Source organism: Streptomyces sp. NPDC001970 (assembly GCF_053594115.1).
Genome location: NZ_JBSFDW010000005.1, coordinates 106,755 through 128,834, shown reverse-complemented (window position 1 = coordinate 128,834; position 22,080 = coordinate 106,755). Strand labels below are relative to the sequence as shown.

20 protein-coding genes and 3 pseudogenes are annotated in these 22,080 nt (G+C 72.1%); 6 read left to right on the top strand and 17 right to left on the bottom strand.

Annotated features, from left to right (window positions below; translation table 11 throughout):
* The first annotated feature begins 37 nt into the window (after positions 1-37).
* A complete protein-coding gene (locus ACWCP0_RS08785; RefSeq protein ID WP_451078147.1) occupies positions 38-253 on the top strand; it encodes a hypothetical protein in 216 nt (71 codons plus the stop codon).
* 187 nt (positions 254-440) lie between these two features.
* On the opposite strand, the pseudogene ACWCP0_RS08780 reads toward ACWCP0_RS08785, so the two are convergent.
* The 12 genes and pseudogenes from ACWCP0_RS08780 to ACWCP0_RS08725 form a co-directional block, all read right to left on the bottom strand.
* Positions 441-708 (bottom strand): annotated as a pseudogene (locus ACWCP0_RS08780) (adenosine deaminase); the annotation flags it as partial.
* A gap of 14 nt (positions 709-722) precedes the next feature.
* The gene (locus tag ACWCP0_RS08775) at positions 723-1,715 is read right to left on the bottom strand and encodes a hypothetical protein (RefSeq protein WP_451078146.1); all 993 of its coding nucleotides are present in this window, start codon (positions 1,713-1,715) and stop codon (positions 723-725) included.
* A pseudogene (locus ACWCP0_RS08770) lies at positions 1,715-1,867 on the bottom strand (GMC oxidoreductase); the annotation flags it as partial. The gene ACWCP0_RS08775 and the pseudogene ACWCP0_RS08770, both read right to left, overlap by 1 nt.
* An 11-nt stretch (positions 1,868-1,878) precedes the next feature.
* Positions 1,879-2,230 (bottom strand): annotated as a pseudogene (locus ACWCP0_RS08765) (LysR substrate-binding domain-containing protein); the annotation flags it as partial.
* Positions 2,231-2,402: 172 nt separating this feature from the next.
* Complete coding sequence (gene exaC, locus ACWCP0_RS08760; RefSeq protein WP_451078145.1) at positions 2,403-3,926, bottom strand: acetaldehyde dehydrogenase ExaC; 1,524 nt, start codon at positions 3,924-3,926, stop codon at positions 2,403-2,405.
* Positions 3,927-3,979: 53 nt separating this feature from the next.
* A complete protein-coding gene (locus ACWCP0_RS08755; protein ID WP_451078144.1) occupies positions 3,980-5,260 on the bottom strand; it encodes a GAF domain-containing protein in 1,281 nt (426 codons plus the stop codon).
* 162 nt (positions 5,261-5,422) lie between these two features.
* Positions 5,423-6,577: an ROK family protein gene (locus tag ACWCP0_RS08750; protein ID WP_451078293.1), complete on the bottom strand. Its 1,155-nt coding sequence runs from the start codon at positions 6,575-6,577 to the stop codon at positions 5,423-5,425.
* Between the two features lie 23 nt (positions 6,578-6,600).
* Positions 6,601-8,046, bottom strand: coding sequence for a xylulokinase (gene xylB / locus ACWCP0_RS08745; RefSeq protein WP_451078143.1), 1,446 nt, complete (start codon positions 8,044-8,046; stop codon positions 6,601-6,603).
* 140 nt (positions 8,047-8,186) lie between these two features.
* Positions 8,187-8,612, bottom strand: coding sequence for a hypothetical protein (locus ACWCP0_RS08740; protein WP_451078142.1), 426 nt, complete (start codon positions 8,610-8,612; stop codon positions 8,187-8,189).
* 224 nt (positions 8,613-8,836) lie between these two features.
* Positions 8,837-9,325 carry an alpha/beta hydrolase gene (locus tag ACWCP0_RS08735; protein ID WP_451078141.1) on the bottom strand — a complete coding sequence of 163 codons (489 nt, stop codon included), beginning with the start codon at positions 9,323-9,325 and terminating at the stop codon, positions 8,837-8,839.
* 26 nt (positions 9,326-9,351) lie between these two features.
* On the bottom strand, positions 9,352-10,689 hold the full coding sequence (locus tag ACWCP0_RS08730) for an SWIM zinc finger family protein (protein WP_451078140.1): 1,338 nt from the start codon (positions 10,687-10,689) through the stop codon (positions 9,352-9,354).
* Positions 10,686-13,661, bottom strand: coding sequence for a DEAD/DEAH box helicase (locus ACWCP0_RS08725; RefSeq protein WP_451078139.1), 2,976 nt, complete (start codon positions 13,659-13,661; stop codon positions 10,686-10,688). The genes ACWCP0_RS08730 and ACWCP0_RS08725 overlap by 4 nt, the downstream gene beginning before the upstream one ends.
* Before the next feature lie 286 nt (positions 13,662-13,947).
* Between ACWCP0_RS08725 and ACWCP0_RS08720 the strand changes: the two genes are divergently transcribed.
* The 3 genes from ACWCP0_RS08720 (at position 13,948) to ACWCP0_RS08710 (ending at position 16,043) form a co-directional block, all read left to right on the top strand.
* Positions 13,948-15,150: a fatty acid desaturase family protein gene (locus tag ACWCP0_RS08720; RefSeq protein ID WP_451078138.1), complete on the top strand. Its 1,203-nt coding sequence runs from the start codon at positions 13,948-13,950 to the stop codon at positions 15,148-15,150.
* Positions 15,151-15,229: 79 nt separating this feature from the next.
* Positions 15,230-15,415, top strand: coding sequence for a hypothetical protein (locus ACWCP0_RS08715; protein WP_351225710.1), 186 nt, complete (start codon positions 15,230-15,232; stop codon positions 15,413-15,415).
* 79 nt (positions 15,416-15,494) lie between these two features.
* Entirely contained in the window at positions 15,495-16,043 is a 549-nt protein-coding gene (locus ACWCP0_RS08710; protein WP_451078137.1) for an MOSC domain-containing protein, read from the top strand.
* A gap of 9 nt (positions 16,044-16,052) precedes the next feature.
* Here the strand turns inward: ACWCP0_RS08710 and ACWCP0_RS08705 are convergent, their stop codons facing one another.
* The 4 genes from ACWCP0_RS08705 to ACWCP0_RS08690 all read right to left on the bottom strand — a co-directional run bounded on the left by ACWCP0_RS08705 (position 16,053) and on the right by ACWCP0_RS08690 (position 19,454).
* Positions 16,053-17,480, bottom strand: a complete 1,428-nt coding sequence (locus ACWCP0_RS08705; protein ID WP_451078136.1) for a tannase/feruloyl esterase family alpha/beta hydrolase — start codon at positions 17,478-17,480, stop codon at positions 16,053-16,055.
* 151 nt (positions 17,481-17,631) lie between these two features.
* The gene (locus ACWCP0_RS08700) at positions 17,632-18,447 is read right to left on the bottom strand and encodes a hypothetical protein (RefSeq protein ID WP_451078135.1); all 816 of its coding nucleotides are present in this window, start codon (positions 18,445-18,447) and stop codon (positions 17,632-17,634) included.
* A gap of 124 nt (positions 18,448-18,571) precedes the next feature.
* The gene (locus tag ACWCP0_RS08695; protein WP_351225718.1) at positions 18,572-18,871 is read right to left on the bottom strand and encodes a hypothetical protein; all 300 of its coding nucleotides are present in this window, start codon (positions 18,869-18,871) and stop codon (positions 18,572-18,574) included.
* A 34-nt stretch (positions 18,872-18,905) separates the two neighbouring features.
* Positions 18,906-19,454 (bottom strand): PadR family transcriptional regulator, encoded by a 549-nt coding sequence (locus tag ACWCP0_RS08690; protein ID WP_451078134.1) that lies wholly within the window; start codon positions 19,452-19,454, stop codon positions 18,906-18,908.
* 107 nt (positions 19,455-19,561) lie between these two features.
* Between ACWCP0_RS08690 and ACWCP0_RS08685 the strand changes: the two genes are divergently transcribed.
* On the top strand, positions 19,562-20,392 hold the full coding sequence (locus ACWCP0_RS08685) for an alpha/beta fold hydrolase (protein WP_451078133.1): 831 nt from the start codon (positions 19,562-19,564) through the stop codon (positions 20,390-20,392).
* A gap of 71 nt (positions 20,393-20,463) precedes the next feature.
* Here ACWCP0_RS08685 and ACWCP0_RS08680 read toward each other — a convergent pair whose 3' ends face one another.
* Positions 20,464-21,063, bottom strand: a complete 600-nt coding sequence (locus ACWCP0_RS08680; protein WP_451078132.1) for a class I SAM-dependent methyltransferase — start codon at positions 21,061-21,063, stop codon at positions 20,464-20,466.
* Between the two features lie 197 nt (positions 21,064-21,260).
* On the opposite strand from ACWCP0_RS08680, the gene ACWCP0_RS08675 reads away from it, so the two are divergent.
* Positions 21,261-22,070 (top strand): MHYT domain-containing protein, encoded by an 810-nt coding sequence (locus ACWCP0_RS08675; RefSeq protein ID WP_451078131.1) that lies wholly within the window; start codon positions 21,261-21,263, stop codon positions 22,068-22,070.
* Positions 22,071-22,080 lie beyond the last annotated feature (10 nt).

The following is a 22,080-nucleotide window of genomic DNA, read 5'->3' as shown; positions in this document are numbered from 1 at the left end:
GCTGCGCGGTCGGCCCAAGGGGCCTCATGGCCTGCGTGTGGACACACAGACGTGGACGACCTCGAAGCTGCGGAAGTCGGCGATGGCGGCTTCTGCGATGCGAATGATCCAGGTCACCGAGCAGGACGCAAATCAGGTTGCGGCCGCCGGTGATAGCCAGATCGGCCATGGCCCACAGGCCCAGGATCGCTCCGGCGTGACGCGCTGCACCTCGGTGGCGGCTGCTGCTGGTCTCCGCGGCGGGCGCGGGTGAGCTCGGCGGCTGCCTGCGTTGGCTGGTGTTCGCGGTCCCCCTGACTGGTCGCTGGTGAGGGGGTCAGTCTTGCTGCCACGGCCCGGGCATGAGGCCGCGTTCCGTAAGTTGTGGCACGGTCGTGGAGCCTGCGTGGCTGTCCGCCACGTCTGCCGCCGCTTTCCCTGGTCAGCTGGATGGCGCGCGATCAGGCCGCCAGGTACCTGTCAATCTCGGCGTTCTACGTGCCTTACCCGCCGCATCCATGTAAGAGGCTTCGACGGCGTTCTTGGCCAGCGCTGCCACGCCTCTTGCTCGAGGTCCGTGCGGCGATCGCCGTTGATGGTCACCAACAGGCCCGCCTCGGCCATCCGGCGGACGGGGTGCTCGTCCAGCGTCGCGACCGCGCCGGTGGCGATGTTCGACGTCGGGCAGACCCCCAGCGTGATGCCGTGTGCGCCCAAGTGGTCGAGAAGATCGGCTGGCACCTTTAAGGTGCCCTCGTGCCGTGCCGCGAGGTCGGCACGACCTGTGGCGGAGCGGAGCCGATGTGGCGGACGTGCAACTCGGCCTTGGGTATCCCCGCAATGAGCGTCCAACCCGGTAGTACTACCTCCAGTGGGTGGTACCGGAGGCGTCGACAGGTCCGCAGGGCGGGGGCGGCGCTGTGGTGTGGTGACAGTGCGGTGTCGGCCTCGATCGTGTTCATGGCCGCCTCGGGCTGTACCCGGCGGCAGGTGCCGCCGGTCTTCGGTTGCCTGGTGGTAGACCGTGCGCCGGCGCCACATCGACTGGGCGGCACCTCGGGTGTGGGGCAGGTGGCACCGCTCGTGTCCGGTCGAAGTCGATGACGGCGGTGGCGTCGAAGAGGCCGTCGGTGACCGGGTTGAGCTTGAGGGCCACCACCCGGTTGTTCGCGTACAGCTCGTACAGCACGTCCAGGATCGGGATCGAGGTGATGTTCCCCGCGCCGAGCGCGACGCCCACGCCTTTTGGTCTCGGCAGGGCGGAGAAGAGCGAGGCCCGCGCGGCTGCGCACCGTCTCCTTCGTGACGCCGGGCGGCATCCACACCTCGGCACTGAAATCGTTCAGGAGCAGCTGGTCCCAGACGCTGTGCGGCAGGACCCGGACCGTGACGCGCCTGCTGGGCGCCCGGCCGAAGGTGAACCCGTCGACGGGGCTGCGGCTCTCCTCCAGGGCTTCGACGGTCGCGGCGAGCGCGCCCAGGGAGGTCAGCACCGGGTACGGGCCGGTGATCCACTCCTCCCCGACCAGCGGGCTGTCGTCCGGCAGCTGCTTGTAGGCGACGGCCGCGCGGACCCACGCCTCCGCCTGCACGGCGGTGGCCGCGTGCATCTGCTCCAGGAGTTCGCGTCGCTTCGCACGGTCGCAGGCGGCCCAGGCCGCCTCGCCGCGGACCAGGTCGTCGACGGCCCGGTCGATCTCCCAGACCTGCTCGGTGGTCGGCGGGGACCTCGTCATCACACGGCTCCCTTGACGAGGCCGGCGGCCTTGATGAGGTCGGCCGCCTTCTCCGCGGCCGTGATCGTGGGCGCGTTGGTGTTGCCGCGCGGCACCGTCGGGAACACGGACGCGTCGACGACCCGCAGGCCCGCCACGTCGTACACGCGAAGGGGGCGTCATCGTCGGTTGCGAAAGCGGCGGCCCGCAGCGCGGCCGCGAGGCGGGTGACGGCCGTGGCTGGCGGCTGGGGTAGTCGGGCCAGGAGCAGGCGCCGCAGTTCCTGCGGGCCGCCGCGCACCGGCAGGACGCGGACGCCGGGCGGTGCGGCCGAGGCCAACGCGGCGGGCACGGTGGTATGCCCGCAGCCCGCGGCCACGAGGTGCAGTTTCGCCAGCCAGTCCCGGGCCGTGTGCAGGATCTCGGGCCGTTCGTCCAGCCCGGCCACACCCTCATGAGCCGGTCCTCGCCGGACGGGGGCCTGCGATCCACTGCTGTCCGCGCAGGTCGGCGACGTCGACGTAGTCTCCGCGGGCGAAGACCACGAAGCAGATGTGGGACGGGCCGGTGGAGTGGTGGAGCGCCGGTGCGCTGATGAGCGCCCAGCTCGGCGAGGAGTTGGCGCGCAAGCCGGGCTCGGTCGAGAGCGGGCTCAGCGAAGGGCGCCTGACGGGTGAAAACCCAAGTCAGGCGCCTTTTCGCATGCGTCTAGAAGAAGCCCAGCTTCTTCGGCGAGTACGACACCAGCAGGTTCTTCGTCTGCTGGTAGTGGTCCAGCATCATCTTGTGGGTCTCGCGGCCGATACCCGACTGCTTGTAGCCGCCGAAGGCCGCGTGCGCCGGGTAGGCGTGGTAGCAGTTCGTCCAGACCCGGCCGGCCTGGATGGCCCGGCCGGCGCGGTACGCCTGGTTGACGTCCCGGGTCCACACGCCCGCGCCCAGGCCGTACAGCGTGTCGTTGGCCGTCTTGATCGCGTCGTCGAAGTCCGAGAACGACGTCACCGCGACGACCGGCCCGAAGATCTCCTCCTGGAAGATCCGCATCCGGTTGTCGCCCTCGAAGATCGTGGGCTGCACGTAGTAGCCGCCCGCCAGTTCGCCGTCGTACTCGATCCGCTGGCCACCGGTCAGGATCTTGGCGCCCTCCTGCTGTCCGATGTCCAGGTAGGAAAGGATCTTCTGGAGCTGGTCGTTGGAGGCCTGTGCGCCGATCATCGTGTCCGTGTCCAGCGGGTGCCCGGGCACGATCGCCTCGGTGCGGGCGATGCCCGCGTCCAGGAACTCGCTGTAGTGCCCGCGCTGGATCAGGGCACGCGACGGACACGTGCACACCTCACCCTGGTTCAGGGCGAACATGGTGAAGCCCTCCAGGGCCTTGTCGCGCAGCTCGTCGTCGGCGGACCAGATGTCGTCGAAGAAGATGTTCGGCGACTTGCCGCCCAGCTCCAGCGTCACCGGCTTGATGTTCTCGGAGGCGTACTGCATGATCAGCCGCCCCGTCGTGGTCTCGCCTGTGAACGCGACCTTCGCCACGCGCGGGCTGGACGCCAGCGGCTTGCCCGCCTCGACGCCGAAGCCGTTGACGATGTTCACGACGCCCGGCGGCAGGAGGTCGGCGACCAGGCTCATCCAGAAGTGGACGGATGCCGGGGTCTGCTCGGCGGGTTTGAGCACGACCGCGTTGCCCGCAGCCAGTGCCGGCGCCAGCTTCCAGACCGCCATCAGGATCGGGAAGTTCCAGGGGATGATCTGCGCCACGACACCGAGCGGCTCGTGGAAGTGGTACGCGACCGTGCTGTCGTCGAGCTCGCTGAGCGAACCCTCCTGGGCGCGCAGCACGCCCGCGAAGTAGCGGAAGTGGTCGATGGCCAGGGGGATGTCGGCGGCCAGGGTCTCCCGTACCGGCTTGCCGTTCTCCCAGCTCTCCGCGACCGCGAGCTCCTCCAGATGCGCCTCCATCCGGTCGGCGATCTTCAGCAGGATGTTCGCCCGGGCCTCGGGAGCGGTACGGCCCCAGGCCGGCGCCGCGGCCTGCGCGGCGTCCAGGGCCCGCTCGACGTCCTCGGCGGTGCCGCGGGCGATCTCGGTGAACGGCCGGCCGTTGACCGGGCTCGGGTTCTCGAAGTACTGGCCACGCGCCGGCGGGACGTACTCGCCGCCGATCCAGTGGTCGTAGCGGGATGCGTACGTGACGATCGCGCCGTCCGTGCCAGGCGCTGCGTATCGAGTCATGAGGCCTCCCGGGGTCGTCGCCGTCCGCCGTTGGACGGCGTCCGACGCCGAACCTAGGGAGCCGGACGTTGCAACCACGTTGCGGCCGCGTACTCTCCGTCCAGCGCCCGCGCCCGGGCCTCCGCGGCCGCCCGCTGCCCCTTCGGCAGTCCGGAGGCGAGTGCCTGCCACACCGGTAGGTCGTCCTCGCCCCACGGGCTGTGGGCCCAGTCCGACAGCAGGCCCGGATCGCCGCGCGAGATGAGGGCTGCACGCAGTTGGTCGGCAAGGCGGCGCCGCAGCGCCACGACACCGGGCGCATCCGAGCCCGGGAGCAGCGGCCCGGCGTACCCGCTGAGCGCCGCCGTGACCGCACCCGAGGCGAGCCGGCGGGCCACCACGTCGAAGTCCGCGTCGACCGGCACGGCCAGCCGGTACGGCCGGGACTGCAGCAGCCGCGGCCCCAGCAGGCCGCGCAGCCGGGACAGTTCAGCCCGGAGCGTGACCGGGGTGACGTGCTCGTCCTCGTACAGGTCCAGCAGCAGCTCGTCGCCGCTCAGCCCCTCCGGGTGGCGGGCCAGTACGACGAGGATCTCGCTGTGACGGCGGCTCAGTCGGAGCTTGCGGCCCTCCGCGACCAGCAGTGCCTCGTCCCTGCCGAGGGCCGTCAGCTGGACCGCTCCCTCCGCGGGGTGCGGCGCGAGCAGGGCGAGCTGCGACTCGGCGGCCCGCGCCACCGCCCCCACGAACGCCAGGCTGTGCGGATGGGCAAGCCGGTCCCCGCCGGTGATGTCCACGGCGCCCAACAGCCGCCCGGTGTGCGGATCGTGGACCGGAGCCGCCGCACACGTCCACTCGTGGACCGGCCGCCGGAAGTGCTCGGCCGCGAACACCTGCACCGGACGGTCCACCGCGATCGCCGTCCCCGGCGCGTTCGTCCCCGCCACCGACTCGGCCCAGCGCGCGCCCTCCACGAAGTTCATCCGCCGCGCCCTCCGCCGGGCCTCCGGATGACCCTCGACCCACAGCAGCCGCGCCTGCGCGTCGCACACCGCGACGAGATGTTCGCCGTCGACCGCGTACACGCCCATGAGCTCCCTGATGACCGGCATCACGCGCGACAGCGGATGGCCCTCGCGGTACACCCCGAGCTCGTCGTCGCCGAGCTCGACGCTCGCCGCGCCCTCCGTGGTGACGTGTGCGCGGGCGCAGCGCCGCCAGGATTCGGCCACGACGGGCCGTACGGTTCGCTCCACACGGCCCGCCGTGGCGAACCGTTCGTACGCCAGGCGCAGCTCGCTGCCGCGCTCCACCGGATCGTTCCCGGCCTCCAGCGCCACCCATGCGTCGGTCAACTCGGCCTCCCGGACGGTGCCTTCCCTCGCGGGCCCATCGTCGTCCCGTAGCGGGAACCCGACAAGCGTCACGGACGCGTCATCCGGGGCGGCCGGGCGGCCCCGGGCGCGTCGGGATCCGCTCCTGTCCCGCCTGCCCCGGGCGCCTCCCCGGCCACCTCGCTAGTCCACAGACGAACTCACGGCATACGACCCCGGATCGTCGAGCACCGCACGCACCACCGAATGCGCCGCCCCCAGCAGCGGCCCGTCGGAGCCGAGCCGCGACACCGTCAGCACCGGCCGCGCCGGATCGGTGGTACGGCGCGTCAACTCCCGCTCCACGGAAGGCAGCAGCCACGGCGACAGCCGAGACAGCGCGCCGCCCAGGACCACCGCGCGGGGGTCCAGCAGATTCACCGCACCGGCCAGCGCGATGCCGAGTGCGGATCCCGCGCCGCGCAGTGCCCGGCGGACATCGCGGTCACCGGCCGCAGCCCGTTCGGCGAGCACTTCGATCGGCCGGCCCGTGGTGCTGAGCCCGGCGGCCCGCAGCACGGCCTCCTCACCGGCGTACTGCTCCAGACAGCCGCGACCACCGCAGGCGCACACGGGGCCCTCGGGACGTACGGGTACATGGCCCAGCTCGCCCGCGTACCCGTGCGCGCCGCGCAGCAGCCTGCCGTCGACGACCACGGCCGCGCCGATGCCGATCTCGGCCGAGACATGGACGAAGTCCCGCGGCGCCGGATCCCCGCCGATCCACAGCTCGGCCAACGCGCCGAGATTGGCCTCGTTGTCGACGGTCAGCTGGGGCCCGTACGGCAGGCAGACGCCCAGGTCGACGTCCCACCAGCCCAGGTTGGGGGCGCGGACGACGGTGTGGGTGTCGCGTGCCACCAGACCCGGCACCGCCACGGCGACACCGGCGGGCCGCAGGCCCTCGACGCGCACGGCATCGGTGACCTCGCGGACAAGAGCGGCCAGTTCCTTGAGCACCGGCTCGGGAGGGCGGCCCCGGTTGTCGGCCCCGGCCGACGCCCGCGCCCGTACCTTTCCCCGCAGATCCACCGCGACGACGGACAGGTGGTCGACCCCGACCTCGGCACCGAGGCCGACCGGGCCGCGGTTGCCGATGCCGATCGCGCTGCCGGGCCGGCCGACGGCGCCGGACTGCTCGCGGCCGAGCTCCACCAGAAGCCCGGCGCGCGTCAGTTCGTCGACGAGCGAGGAGACCGCGGCCCGGGTCAGCCCGATCCTGCCCGCCACGGCCGCGCGCGACAGCGGTCCTTCGGCGGCCACGGCGTGCAGCACGAGCGAGAGGTTCCGGCGGCGCATGCCCTGTTGAGTGTTGGGCAGCGTCACGGCCGGTGCTCCGAACGCAGCAGTGCGCCGCCGTCGGCGAGGACGGAGCCGATCCGGTCCAGCGCGGCACGGTCCACGGGCACGGGATCGTACGACGGGCCGTCCGCCGTTCCCCAGCGCCGGGCGATCGCTGCCGGGTCCTCACCGGTGAGCACGCCGGCGGCCTGCGCGGCGGCGCCGAGCGCCACCAGTTCGCGGGCGACAGGCACCGTGACGGCGCGCCCGGACAGCCGGCGGACCGTCTCACGCCAGGCCGCGCCCCGCGCCCCGCCGCCGATGAGCAGCAGGGGAGCGTCCTGCTCCGGCGTTTCCGCCAGCACCTTCTCCAGCGCTTCGAGCAGCGCGTACACGGCTCCGTCGTACGCGGCCTGGAGCAGCCTCCCCGGCGTCGTGTCGTGGCGCAGCCCGTACAACAAGCCGGATGAGTGGGGGAGTTGGGGGGTGCGCTCGCCGTCGAGGAACGGCAGGAGTACCTCACGGCCGCCGGATTCCACGGCATCCCGGTCACGGCCGAGCAGCACGGCGATCCGGTCGAGGGCCTGTGTGCAGTTCAGTGTGCAGGCGAGCGGCAGCCATTGGCCGCGGGCGTCGGCGAAGCCGGCCACCGTGCCGGCCGGATCGGCCGTCGGGTGCGGGGACGTCGTGTACACCGTGCCGGAGGTGCCCAGACTCAGCACGGGCTGTCCGGCAGTGAGCCCGAGTCCGAGCGCTGCGGCAGCGTTGTCCCCGGTCCCGGGTGCCACCAGCGCGCCCGCCGGAAGCGGCAGACCGGGCAGATCGCGAACCGTCCCGGCCGCTTCGAACGGGTCCGCGACCTCCGGGAGCAGCGCGGGGGAGAGGCCCGCGAGGCCGAGGATCTCGACGTCGTACGCCCCTGTCGCGGGCGTCCACCAGCCCGTGCCCGATGCGTCGCTCCGGTCCGTGACGGCTCGTCCGGTCAGCCGTTCGGTGAGGTAGTCGTGCGGGAGACGTACCGCGCGGGTGGCCGCGGCGGCCTCCGGCTCGCGCTCGCGCAACCACGCCCACTTGGTGACGGTGAACGCGGGGCCGGGGACGCTGCCGGTGCGCTCGGCCCACGCCTTCGCGCCGCCGAGGTGCTCGACGAGCCGCTCGCCCTGCGCCGCCGACCGCACGTCGTTCCACAGCATCGCCGGACGCACCGGCCGGCCCTGCGCGTCCAGCGTGACGAGGCCGTGCTGCTGCCCGGCGACGGACACGGCGGCGGCCCGACGGGCCGGTGCTCCGCACTGACCGAGCGCGTCCCCGAGCGCCGTCCACCAGTCCTCGGGGTCGCTCTCGCGGGCGCCGTTCCGGCCCGTGACGGTGTGCGGAGCCTGGCCGCTCGCCACGACCCGGCCCGTGGCGACATCGACGACCAGCGCCTTCGTCGACTGGGTGGAGCTGTCCACTCCGACGACGAGGGGCCCTGCGGGTACGGCCATGGGACTCTCCGTTCTGCACCTTCGTTGCAGTGCGCCTTCCCCGTGCTGGCCCGGATACTAATTTGTCAAGGGCCATGACGAAATAGGTGCGACGAAGGTGGTCGACGGGAGCGAGGTATGGCACCGGCCGTCGCGTCGTCCTACGACTCGGCGCCTCGGGCAGCAGGGGCCGCGGACCGGTCGGCGGAGCGCTCGGCCCGTGAGGCGTCCGAGCCGTCCACGAGCCCCGTGCGGATCAGGCTCTCCGCGGTCTCGACGATGGTCGTCACCGGGTCGCGCGGTTCCCAGCCGAGAACCGAGCGGGCCTTCTCGGTGCGCAGGACCGGAACCCTGCCCAGTCGGCTGAGCGATTCCCGCAGCGCGGGGTTCGAGCGGGCCGCTTCGCGTACCTGAGCGTCGGTCAGCTCCTGGCCCGGCACCCTGGCGGCGGACTCTCCCAGGTGCTCGGCGAGGATGTGCGCCATCTGCAGGAAGCTGATCGCGTCGCCGCTGCTGGCGAGGAAGCGCTCGCCTGCGGCAGCGGGATGGGTCACGGCCCGCAGGTGGAGGTCGGCGACGTCGCGCACGTCTCCGACACTTCAAGCGCTTCAAGTCAAGCGACCGGCGCGAACGATTTTCCGAGGGCACCGACGGTGTCCGGGCAGCCACAGTCCGGACACGCGGCGCTGACCGACCAGCCGCGACACGTGCAGGGCGACGGGAACGACACATGCCCCTGCCCGCACCGGGCAGCGGCACATCGGCCGGCATCTGTGAGCGCTGTGAGCGGCATCGGCCCACAGGCTGCGCGTCAGGCGGCCAGGCGCTCGCCGAAGAAGTCGGAGAGCTTGGCGACCGCCGGGGTGACGTACTCGTCCTTGTCGTCAAGGTCGACATGGGTGGCGCCGTCGACGACGAACAGTTCCTTGGGCTCGTTCGCCTTCTCGACGGCCTCACGGCTGAAGTAGCCGGTGTCCGCCCTGGAGCCGGTGATCATCAGCAGCGGGCGGGGCGAGATGAACTCGATCATCGCGTACGAGTCGTACTGCGCGAGCCGATCGATGCTCCGCAGCACCCATCCCGTGTTCGAGCGGGGGTGCCGGCCGCGCGGGGTGCAGTAGGACTCGGATCCCTCGCGCCACAGGGTGCCCTCTTCGAGGCCGTCGTGCGACTCGGGCACCCAGGTCTGCATCGTCGGGGCCTCGCCGCGGGCTTCCGCGGTGCGCAGGGCACCGGCCCGGTCGAGCATGGCCTGCAGGACCTCCGGGCCCTGCGTGCGTCCGAGCCCGCACGGCTCCACCTCCCTGCGGTACGTCAGTGGCCGGGTCAGCCCTCGGCCATCGCCAGCGCCGCGGCGGGATCCGGCGCCGCAGGCCCGGCAGGGGCCCAAGTGCTCCCGGACCTGGCGTACGGCCACCAGCGCCCGTCGGGACCCACCCGGAGTTGCGCGTCCGCACCCACGACGGTCCACCGCCCCGCGCCCGCCGCCCGCAGCCGTGGACGCTCACCCTCGTCCCAGGCCGCGGCCAGCCGCGCCTCCGCCCGGTTGAGCGTTTCCGCGTCCGGCACCCAGTCGTCCTCCAGGACCGCGAGCGCCGCCGCCCCGCCGAACCGCCAGGCGCGGACCGCGAGGTCGAGGCCGGAGCGCCCGCGGCCGGAACCCGCCGCGAGCCGTGCCGCGATCACGGCCGGGACGTGCGCCCCGCCCGCATGCGCCGCAGCCAGCCGCACCGCGTCCTGGCCCTCCGTCAGCTGCGGCTCCACAGGCCGTCGTTCATGACCCGCGTCCAGTGCCTCCACCAGCATCCGGTGCGCCCGCGCCGCCGCGTCCGCCGCGAGGAACTCCAGCGCGTCCGCGTCGATCCCCGGCACCGGAGCCGTCTCCGTGTCCAGGGACGGAGGCACGCCGGGCTCCGGTGGCAGCGGCGGCGAATCCGGCAGCGTGGGCAGGATGTCCGCCGCCGCGAATGCCTCCCGCGCCCCCACCGCCGCGGGCACGGGCACGCCCGCCGGCCGCTCCTCGTGTTCCGCCCGCGCCGCACTCCGTACCTGCAGCTCGTCGAGGAGCCGGCGCTCCCCACGGCCCCGCAACAGCAGCAGCACGAACGGATCCTGGTCCAGCAGCCGCGCCACCTGGTAGCAGAGCGCCGCCGTGTGCGGACACAGGTCCCACGCCTCGCAGCTGCACGCGGGCTCCAGGTCCCCGATGCCCGGCAGGAGCTCGACTCCGGTGCCCGCCGCGTCCTCCACCAGGTGCGGCGGCATCTCCCGGTCCAGCAGGGCGGCGATGTGTCCGGCCCGGTCCACCGCCATGTCCAGCAGGCGGTCCCACGCGTCGTCGGTCAGCTCCTGCAGCAGTACGTCGCTGCGGTACGCGGTACCGTCCCGGTCCCTCACCACCGCGGTGATCCGCCCGGGCCGTACGGACACGGCCCCCACCGCCCCGTCGCGTGCCTGCTTGCGGCCCTTCTTCAGCTGCTCGGAGTCCAGCGCCGTGTCCTCCAGCGCCTGCAGCCAGGCCCGGCCCCACCACGTCTGCGCGAAACCCCGGCCGTGAGCGGGTGGCAGCGCCGCGAACGTCCGCTCGTCCTCGCCCTCGTATCCTCTCCCGTTCCCGTTCCCGTTCCCGTTCCCGTTTCCCGTGCTCGCCGTGCTTCCCGTCATCGCGCGCCCCCTCGCAGCTGCACCAGGTCCGCCAGTTCGGCGTCGGTCAGTTCGGTCAGTGCCGCCTCGCCGGAGCCGAGCACCGCGTCCGCGAGCTCCTGCTTGCGCTCCAGCATGGCCGCGATGCGGTCCTCGATCGTGCCCTCGGCGATCAGCCGGTGGACCTGCACGGGCTGGGTCTGGCCGATGCGGTACGCGCGGTCCGTGGCCTGCGCCTCGACGGCCGGGTTCCACCAGCGGTCGTAGTGGACGACGTGACCGGCCCTGGTCAGGTTCAGCCCGGTGCCCGCCGCCTTCAACGACAGCAGGAACACCGGCATCTCGCCGTCCTGGAAGCGTTGCACCATCCTTTCCCGCTCGGCGACCGGAGTGCCGCCGTGCAGGAATTGCGTCCGCACCCCGCGCGCCGCGAGATGGCGCTCCAGCAGCCGCGCCATCTGCACGTACTGCGTGAAGACGAGGACACTCGCATCCTCGGCGAGGATCGTGTCCAGCAGCTCGTCCAGCAGCTCCAGTTTCCCGGACCGGTCAGGGATCCTCGGCTGCTCCTCCTTCAGATACTGCGCCGGGTGGTTGCAGATCTGCTTCAGCGCGGTCAGCAGCTTCACCACCAGTCCGCGTCGCTCCATGCCGTCGGCCGCCGAGATCGCGGCCAGCGTCTCGCGCACCACCGCCTCGTACAGACCGGCCTGTTCGGCGGTCAACGAGACGGCGCGATCGGTCTCGGTCTTCGGCGGCAGCTCGGGCGCGATGCCCGGGTCTGACTTGCGGCGGCGCAGCAGGAACGGCCGTACGAGCGCGGCCAGCCGCTCGGCGGCAGCGGGGTCCGCGCCGCCCTCCACGGCCTGCGCGTACCGCGCCCGGAACGTACCGAGCCGGCCGAGCAGCCCCGGCGTCGTCCAGTCGAGGACGGCCCACAGCTCGGACAGGTTGTTCTCGACGGGCGTGCCGGTGAGCGCGACCCGGGCCTTCGCGCCGATCGTGCGCAGCTGCTTCGCCGTCTCCGAGTACGGGTTCTTGACGTGCTGTGCCTCGTCGGCGACGACCATGCCCCACGGGACGTCGGCGAGCTGTGGCGCGTCGAGCCGCATCGTCCCGTACGTGGTGAGGACGAACTCCCCGTCCGTCAGGGCCTCGAGGCTGCGCGTCGCGCCGTGGAAACGGCGCACCGGTGTGCCGGGCGCGAACCTTTCGATCTCCCGCTGCCAGTTGCCCATCAGGGACGTCGGGCAGACGACGAGTGTCGGGCCGGCGGCGGATGCGTCGGTCTGGCGGTGCAGATGCAGGGCGATGAGCGTGATGGTCTTGCCGAGTCCCATGTCGTCGGCCAGGCAGCCGCCGAGCCCGAGCGAGGTCATCCGGTGCAGCCAGTTCAGTCCGCGCAGCTGGTAGTCGCGCAGGGTGGCGGCGAGCGTCGCGGGCTGGGCGACCGACTGCTCGCCGCCCTCCGGATCGGCGAGCCGGTCGCGCAGCCGCTCCAGCCGGCCCGACGCCTGGACCTCGACGCGCCGTCCGTCGACCTCGGTGGAGCCGGTCAGTACGGCGCCGAGTGCGTCGACCGGGGTGAGCTTGCGGTCCTGGTGCGCGCGGGCGCGGCGGGCCTCCTCGGGGTCGATGAGCACCCACTGGTCGCGCAGCCGCACCACGGGCCTGCGCGCCTCCGCGAGCTGGTCCAGCTCCTCGCGCGTCAGCCGCTGGTCGCCGAGCGCGAACCGCCAGTTGAAGGCCAGCAGAGCGTCCGCCGACAGGAACGACGGCATCCCGGAGCCGGTCGCGTCCGTGCCGGAGTCGGAGCCGGTCGCATCCTGGTCGGAGCCGGTCACGTCCGTGCCGGATCCGGATCCGGCGCTGGTGCCCTCCTCGGGCGGGCCGATGACGGCACGCGCGGTGAGCTTGCGGGCGAGCTCCCTGGGCCAGTGCACCTGCACGCCGATTGCGGCCAGCGCCGACGACGCCCTGCCGAGCAGGTCGGTGACGTCTTCGTCGGCGAGCTCGATCGTGTCGGGAACGGCCGCCGACAGGAGCGGGGTGAGCGGCGCCCAGGCACGTGCCGCGCGGCGCAGTGCGAGCAGGGCGTCCATCCGGGCGCGCGGTCCGAAGGCGGCGTCCTGCCCGCCCGCCCAGATCGCCGCGGCGTCAGCGACACGGGCCGGGTCGCTGACGCTGTGCATCTGCAGCACGGCCCGGAAGGCGGGCTCCTGGGTCCCTGTGCTCTCGGACAGGCCCGGAATCTCCACGCGCAGCGACAGCCTGACGCCAGCGTCGTGGCCCGCCGCGACATCCTGCGCCCAGGCGCGCGCCCGAGGCAGCCGCTGCGGCTCATCGGCCGCGAACGCGCCGGAGCCGGTGGCGAGCGGTGCGGCGGGCGTGCGCGGCAGTACGTCGGCGACCGCGTCCAGGAAGGCCCGCAGCAGCCGCTCCGGCTCGGGCAGCAGCAGCGGTTCCGCGGAGGCGTCGAGCGGGACGGCGTGTGCGGTGGGCGGCATGGAGGCGGCGAGCGTACGGATGCGGTTCAGGTCTTCCGCGGTGAGCGGTCCGGCCCGCCAGGAGTCGTGGTCGCTCGGGGTGAGTCCGGGCAACAGCAGTCCTCGCGCGACGAGTTGAAGGGCGAGCACGGCCGCGGCGCCCCAGAAGGCCGCGGCGGGTGAGGCGTCTGCGGACATCCGTGCCCGGGTGAGGACCGGCAGCGCGTCTCGTACGGGCAGGAGCCGGGCCGGTACGGCATGCGTGGACACCCCGTCGGGGCCGCCCGCTGCCACCGTCAGGTCCTCGACCGCGCCGCCGGATCCGGTGGGCGGCGCGCTGCCGTCGGCGTGCCAGAAGGCGAATTGGCCCGTGCGGGCCGGATCCGCGGGGAGGAAGACCGCGGCGCAGCGGGAGAGTTCGGAGATCGCTGAGGTCTCCGAGAACTGTGAGGCCTCTGGGCCCTCTGAGGTATAGGGGATGCCGGAGGGCGTTGCCGCGGGGAGCATGTGCACAGCGATGACGCATTCCTCAAATTTGACTACTGCGGGCCGGAGCGGCCGAGGGTACCCGACGGGATGCCTGCCGCGGGAGCGCGATCGTCGTGACCCACGTCACTTTCCCGCGTAGGGGTGCTGCCAGCACCACCGTGCGGTGCGGGTGATCCCCCTACTGTTTCCGGGTGGTGGCGCCATGGTCGCGAAGGTCCGCTGATTCGTACGTTTCTTCGGGTCAGAGCAGTTTCAGGAGTCGAGCGCGCCGGCCGGCGCGACGGCCGAGAGACCGGAGACCGTCATGTCCCAGGCGACCGCCACTGCCACCGCGCTCGACGGCGAGCCCGCACTGCCCCCGGGGGAACGCGCAGCCCCGCCCGGAAGCCGGACCGGAGGCAGGACCCGCGGCAGCGATTTCGCACCGCTGCTGCGCACGGCCAGGGATCAGGGACTCCTGGAGCGCCGCACCGGCTGGTACGCCCGCGTCATCGCCGTCAATCTGCTCGCCCTGGCCGCCGTCGTCGCCGGCATCGTGCTCATCGGCCCGTCCTGGTGGGTGCTTCCGCTGGCCGTGCCGCTGGCCGTGTTCTCCGCGCGTACGGCCTTCATCGCTCATGACGCGGGTCACGCACAGATCACCTCCGACCGCCGGGTCGGCAGGATCATCCAGCTCATCCACGGCAACCTGCTGTTGGGCATGAGCCAGGACTGGTGGAACGACAAGCACAACCGCCACCACGCCAACCCCAACCACGTCGACAAGGACCCGGACGTCGCCCCGGACGTCCTGGTCTTCACCAAGGACCACGCCAAGGGCCGCACCGGGCTTCGCCGATGGCTGACCCGGCATCAGGCCTGGTTGTTCTTCCCGCTGACCACCCTCGAAGGTGTGGCCCTCAAGGTCCACGGCTTCCAGCACGTCTTTTCAGGGGCCCAGGAAGGCAGGGCCGCGGACGGCGGGCCACAGGAACGCAAGGCCGCGGCAGGCGCGCGGGTGATCGAGGGCGGACTGCTCATCGCCCATGCCGTCGCCTACCTCGCGCTGCTGCTGAGCGTTCTCACGCCGCTCCAGGCCCTCGTCTTCGTCCTGCTCCACCAGATGCTTCTCGGGCTCCATCTCGGTATGGCGTTCGCGCCGAACCACAAGGGCATGGAGATGCCCGACCCGGAGAGCGACGAGCGCTGGGGTCATCTCCAGCGGCAGGTGCTGACCTCCCGCAACATACGGGGCGGCGCTCTCACCGACTGGTTCCTCGGCGGCCTCAACTACCAGATCGAGCACCACCTCTTCCCGAGCATGCCCCGCCCCCACCTGCGGCTGGCCCAGCCGCTGGTCCGTGCCCACTGCCGCAGGCTCGCCGTGCCCTACACGGAGACCGGACTGATCGACTCGTACCGGCAGGCCCTCGGCCATATGCACGAGGTCGGCGGTGAGCTGCGCGGCGACGCGGGGGGCGACGACCGGCGTGCGGCGGAAACCGTCGCCCACGAGGTCGCTGGGTAGGGAACCGGCGGGCCCACGGGCGCGTTCTCACAACAGGAGCGGCGGCCGGAGGCCGGTGGCCGCGAAGGAGGCGTCGAAGATGTCGACAGGTGCGAAGATCGCCATTGGGGGAGTGGCCTTGGGCCTCATCCTCTGGCCATTCATCGGATTCTGGATGTCGCTGCTGGTGATCGTCGGAGTGCCCGCCGTGGCCTACTTCGCGCTCGACCCCTCGCAGCGCCGCCGGCTCCGCCGGATCAACAACCGCAAGCAGATCGGCCGCTGACCTGGCCGGTTCGCTGTGCCCCGCGGTGGGCTACGGTCGTCCGGGACGATCACCGACACGGGAGAGGGAGCCCCGCACGATGAGCATCGGCGGACGGGTCACCACGGTCAGCAGCAACGGCGCGTACTCATTCACGAAGCCGAACAGGGACGGCATCACCCTCCTCGCCGGGCTCGGCGTCGAGGGTGATGTGCACGCGGGCGTGACCGTCAAGCACCGCTCGCGCGTCGCGCAGGACCCCACCCAGCCCAATCTCCGTCAGGTGCACCTCATCCACGAGGAGCTCTTCGACGAGGTACGGGAAGCGGGCTTCGAGGTCCGTCCCGGCGACCTCGGGGAGAACGTCACGACGCGCGGCATCGACCTGCTCGGCCTCCCGACCGGCACGGTGCTGCGCCTCGGCGACGAGGCCGTGGTCGAGGTCACCGGACTGCGTAACCCCTGTGTGCAGATCGACCACTTCCAGGACGGGCTGCTCAAGCAGGTCGTCGGCCGGGACGACGAGGGCAACATCGTGCACAAGGCGGGGGTCATGTCCGTCGTGAGGACGGGTGGTGTGGTGCGGCCCGGCGACACGATCACGGTGGAGCTGCCGGTCGGGCCGCACCGGCCCCTGGAGCGCGTCTGAAGCCGGCCCTCAGTTCAGCGGACAGGAGTTGACCACGTCACCGCCCACGGGCCTGCCGATCGTTCGGTCCGAGGGCGGTGCGACGCCGTCCTCCACCCACGCGGTCAGCGCCGCGAACGCCGATCGGTGACAGGGCAGGATCGGGCGCAGCAGGTCCGGGTACGTGTCGTACAGGCCGTCGGTGTGCGTGCCGTCCTCGACCGTGTAGTAGCGGTGCAGTGCCGAGCGGCCACGGCCGTCGATCATGCGGGAGTACACATCGGAGTCCTGACGGATCGGCAGCAGCGTGTCCAGATCGCCGTGGAGGGTGATCAGCGGCTTCCCGATCCGGCCCGTCAGCGCCACCTCCGCCAGCGCCCGCCGCACGGACGCGGGGCGTGAGGCGAGGTCGTACGCCGCGTCCGACGCGCAGACCGCGAAGATCTGCTCCGGCGTGGAGCCCGCCGAAGCTCCCGGGCAGGCCGGGTCGTACGAGGGGTCGAACTCGGCGCGGAAGATCTTCTGGGTGAGCCCCCAGTAGACCTTCTCGTGGTACGGCCACAGGAACTGCGAGCCGGGTGCGAAACCGGCCGCCAGGAGGTCCTCGTCATCGGCCCGGCCGAGGGTTCTGGCCACGGTGACGGGCAGGCTCGTCAGCGGGTTCGGCCCGCGCGAGGTCCACAGGACGCCTTCCCAGTCGACGCCTCCGTCGTACAGCTCCGCGTGGTTCTCCAGCTGCCATCGCGTGAGATAGCCGCCGTTCGAGATGCCCGTCATGTACGTCCTGGCGGGCCCGTGCCCGTAGCGCTGACTGACCGCGCGCTTCGCGGCCCGGGTCAGCTCGGCGACACGGCGGTTCCACTCGGCGACCGCGTCACCGGGCCGCCGGCCGTCCGTGAAGAAGTCGGCTCCCGTGTTGCCCTTGTCGGTGGCGGCGTACGCGTACCCCTGCGCGAGGACGTGGTCGGAGATGAGAGCGTCCGTCGCGTACTGCCTCCGTGTGCCGGGTGCCCCTGTGACGACCAGCCCGCCGTTCCAGCGGTCCGGGAGCCGGATCACGAACTGGGCGTCGTGTCGCCAGCCGTGAGTGGCGTTGAGGCGGGAATCGTCGGGGAAGTAGCCGTCGATCTGTATGCCGGGCACTCCGGACGGATTCCTGGTGCCGGAGGCCGCCAGGCCGGCCTGGTCGGCCATGTCGGTGTACGGCGTACCGGCCAGCGCGGCGGTCGTCAGATCCCCGAGGCAGGCAGACTCCTGATGGTCCGCGCCGACGATCCGGAGCCGGTCCTGACGGGCGCAGTGGCCATGTGCCGGCCCGGCCCCGGCCTCTGCCGGGCGGGCGTCCGCGAGGGATGTCCCGGTCAGGGCGAGCAGCACCGCGGCGAGGACCGGAGTCCTCCGCGGTGAATGGAGCAATCGTGATGGGCGGGACAAGCGATGCGGGCGGGACAGGCGCATGACGGCAGGCCTCCGGATGGACGGCGAACAGGTGGGTGCGCCGCCACATCGTGCTGGGGCCCTGCTCGTACGGCCATGGGCCCGGCCCACACCTCGCGCCCGCCGCCCATGTGCTCAGGAGGGGCGTCCAGCCACTGCGCAGGAGGACTGCTCAGGAGGGGCGTACGGCCATCTTGTCCAGAGCCTCCAGCAGGCCCGGCAGCTCGGGCCCGCGCCCCACCGGCAGCACCTCGCCCGGCTCGTCGTCGAGCAGGACGAAGGCGATGTCGTCGGTCCTGGCCACCAGGGACCAGCCGGGCCCGTCGGCGCGCAGCATCCGCGCCCCGTCCGGGGCGAAGCTGGACCGCACCCGCCCGGGCGGCGGCGCCTCGACCTCCACGTAACCGTGCAGGTCCTTGAGCACCCGCTGCACCCCTTCGTGCGGCTTCGCCGGCTCCTCGCCGTCCTCCGTCCGCTCACCGGGCTGGACGAACGTCACCTGGTCGCCCACCTGCTCGCGCCAGATCGCCCACTGCAGGGCGATCTCGTCCGCGCCCATCCGCCGCTGAGCGGGCCCCCAGGTGTCCGTGTCGGGCGGGGAGAGTCGTGGTCCGTCACCGCCGTCGTCCTCGGGATCACGGGGCGCGGGCACACCTGGAGCGACGGTTGCGACCTCCAGCGGCCAGCCGGGCAGTGCGGCGACCACGGTCCGGTCGCTGGGCGACAGGTCGTACTCCATCCCGCAGTCCCACGACGCGATCGCGACCGCGACGAGCGAGACATCGTCGACCACGACCGTCCACCGGCCGCCGGTGCTGTCCTGGCCGAGGACCAGGCCGTACCCTTCGGCGTACGGCTCGAGCCCCAGCGAGGCGCACGCCGCCGGGAAGTCGTCGCCGAGGACGCTCGGGAACTGCGCCGGTGTGAGCAGCAAGGCGGTCAACACATAGAGCGTGTCGTCGTCGGCGACCTCGTCCGTCCCGGCCACAGCACCTTCTCCCCATCCGATCGTTCGTCGGCGCACCCTAACCAGTGGGTAACCCCGACGTCGAGAGCCTGCGGCAGTAAATGTGAACCGTGCGCCCACCCCGGGCTCGCGAGCCGCCCACGCGTCAGGCCACGGGCAGCCCCAGCAGGCTGCGCGCCACCGACTGCGGGGACTCGTCGCGCTCGCGCGCGAGGGCGATCACCGCCCGGCAGGCCAGCTCGTTCACCCCGAAGGACAGCGCCTCCGGCGACACCCAGCTCGACGCCTCCTCGATCCCCTGCTCGTCGTCCTCGGCGCATGCGGACACATACGTCGCCGCTGCCTCGAAGATGTTGTGCTGCCGCCCCCGCGCGGCCGGGACCGCAGCCGTGCTCGCCTCACCGCCGGGCCCGGGCCCGAAGAGCTTGCGGATTCTTGCGATCAATCTGTCGAACACAGTGGCCCCCATGCCTGGTCGTTCACCCGTTCGGAGTACTCCGCCGGTGCGACAAGTCTTCCCGCAACATGGCCCGCAACCACGCCAGTTCCGCTTCGCTTGTCGCCCGGGCGATCGTGAGTACGCCGCGCCGGTACGGGTCGTCGAGCTCCTCCGCCCGCAGCGGCCGGTCGCCCTCGTAGAAGAAACTGGCGGGCTGCTCCAAGAACTCCAGCCGCCGCCGCAGCACCGCGGCACGCGCCGCGGCTTCCGGGTGGTGCCGGAGGAAGGCGAGAAGCGTGAACCAGCGGTTCTCGTCGGTGATGTCCTGCTGTACGGGCTCGGCGAGCCGGTGCAGCAGCGCCTGCCGTCCCGCGTCGGTGAGGCTGAGGACATGGCGGGGTGCAGCGGCCTGGCCGGGTTGGCTCTTGCGGACCAGCAGGCCGCCTTTCTCCAGTCGCTTGATGGCGGGGTACAGGGTGCTCTCGGCCACCGGGCGCACGTGCCCGGTGAGCGCGGTGATGCGTTTGCGCAGCTCGTAGCCGTGCAGCGGGGTGTCGTACAGGAATCCGAGGATGGCCAGCTCCAGCATGCTTGCATTCTGTCGCACTCGCGGGGTACATCGTTGACGTAGTACTACGTGACCGAGGTATAGTCCGGGATTCGAGAGGGCGCCGGAAGAGACGTGGAGTGATACGGATGCGACAGGCCAGGTTCGACGCACGGGGCAGCCTCATCCGCTGGACGGAGTCGGCGGGGGAGGGGCCGGCGCGGGTGTACGTGCACGGCCTCGGCGCCGCCTCCACCGTCTATCACGCGCACATCGCCGCCCATCCCCTCCTGGCGGGCCGCCGGTCGCTCTTCGTCGACCTGCCCGGGCACGGCATCAGTGACCGGCCCGCCGACTTCGGCTACACGCTGGAGGGCCACGCGGACGCACTGGCCGCCGCGCTCGACGAGGCGGGTCCGGGTGCGGATCCGGGTGTGGGTGTGGTCGGCGACGGTGCGGAGATCGTCGCGCACAGCATGGGCGGCGCGGTGGCGATCGTCCTCGCCCACCGCCGGCCCGAGCTCGTGTCACGCCTGGTGCTCGTCGAGGCCGACCTCGACCCGCACCCGCCCGTGACCGTGGGCAGCAGCGGCATCGCCGACCTGCCGGAGGAGGAGTTCGTGCACGGCGACGGGTTCGCACGCGTACTGCAGCGGATCGGACCCACGTGGGCCGCCACCATGCGGCTCGCCGACCCGCTGGCGCTCCATCGGAGCGCGACCTCGCTCGTGCGCGGAACGAGGCCGACGATGCGGCGGATGCTGATGGACTGCCCGGTCCCGCGCACGTATCTGCAGGGCGGGCTCAGCGGCGAACTTTCCGGCGAGGACGCACTCGTGGCTGCCGGCGTGCAGGTCGTGACCGTCCCCGACGCCGGGCACAACGTCATGTTCGACGCCCCCGAGGCGTTCGTCCGCGCGGTCGCCGCGGCAAGGCCCGGCCGCCACGGAGCAGGCGCGACACGTGCACTTCGGTCCTGACGCGCCTCGGTCCTGACGCGCCGCAGCCCTGACGTGGCCTCAGTCCTGACGTGACTCAGTCCTGGCACATCTCAGTCCTCACGTACCGCCAGCACCAGGAACAGCGCGTCCTCGTCGGTGTACGCCACCATCCGCCAGCCCGAAGCACCCAGCAGCGGACCGAGATTGGCCTCGGCGCGCAGATCGTCGTCGGTGGTCTGCCGGCCCTGGCGCGCGGCGAGCGCGGCCCGCCCGATCGGATGAAAGAGCGCGAGGCGCCCGCCAGGGCGCACCACTCGGGCCAACTCGCGCAGATTTGCCTCCGGTTCCGACAGATGGGCGACAAGCCCGGCGGCGAACACCGCGTCGAGCACCTCCGAGCGCAACGGCAGCCTCGCCACATCGGTGAGCAGCAGCCTGCCGTCCCTGTCCCGGCCCGCACGGACGGCGGCGTCGAGCATCTGCGGCGTCAGATCGGCCCCGATGACCGTTCCGCCCGGCCCCACGGCGCTCCGCAGCGCGGGCAGCGCACGCCCGGTGCCGCAGCCCGCGTCCAGTACGGAATCGCCCGGACGCAGTCCGAGCGCCGCGGCACCGGCGGCATAGGCGGGACCGTCACCGGGGAAGCGCGCGTCCCAGCCGGCCGCACGGGCGCCGAAGAACTCCTGCACGAGTGTGTGGTTGGCGGTCATACGGACATGATTCCGCACGCGCGCACAGTTGACCCGTAGTCAATCCCCAACGCCTTCTGCGGACGCACTCACTCAGACGTTTGGTGCACATGTTCGAGCTCGGCACGATCGTTCTGGAACGTCTCTCTGTCATATTCCATCAGGTTTCGAAATGCGCCCCTGTCACACGCACTTGGCAGGACTAGCGTCCCGGAGCCATGGGACATCTGGACCACGCCACCTTCGGCTGGCTGACCCCCGTGCTGTCGTACGCGATGGCCTGCATCGGCGCCGCCCTCGGTCTCCGCTGCACCGTACGCGCGCTCGAAGCCACCGGGACCTCACGCCGCAACTGGCTCATCACCGCCGCATCCGCCATCGGCACCGGCATCTGGACGATGCACTTCGTCGCCATGCTCGGCTTCGGCGTCACCGGCAGCGACATCCGCTACAACGTGCCGCTGACCATCCTCAGCCTCCTCGTCGCCATGCTCGTCGTCGGCGCCGGCGTCTTCGCCGTCGGCTACAGCCGCGACCGCGTCCGGGCCCTGCTGCTCGGCGGCCTCACCACCGGACTCGGCGTCGCCAGCATGCACTACCTCGGCATGGCGGCCCTGCGCCTCCACGGCGAAGTGCGTTACGACCCGCTGCTCGTCGGACTCTCCGTCGTCATCGCCGTCGTCGCAGCCACCGCGGCCCTCTGGGCCGCACTCAACATCAAGTCACCCGTCGCAGTCGCCATCGCGTCGCTCGTCATGGGCGCGGCGGTCAGCAGCATGCACTACACCGGCATGCTCGCGGTCGGCGTGCACGTCGAGCCCTCGGATGGGGCACTGCCCGGGGCCACGGCCATGCAGTTCATCTTCCCCCTCGCCGTCGGCCTCGGGTCGTACCTCTTCCTCACCTCCGCCTTCGTCGCCCTCTCCCCGACGGCGAGGGAACGCGCCGCCTACGCCTCGGCCGAGCGGATCACCGAACCGGCGGCCGAACCGGCCACCGCATCGACGGCCGCAGCGACCACCCCGTAAGGCCGCCCGC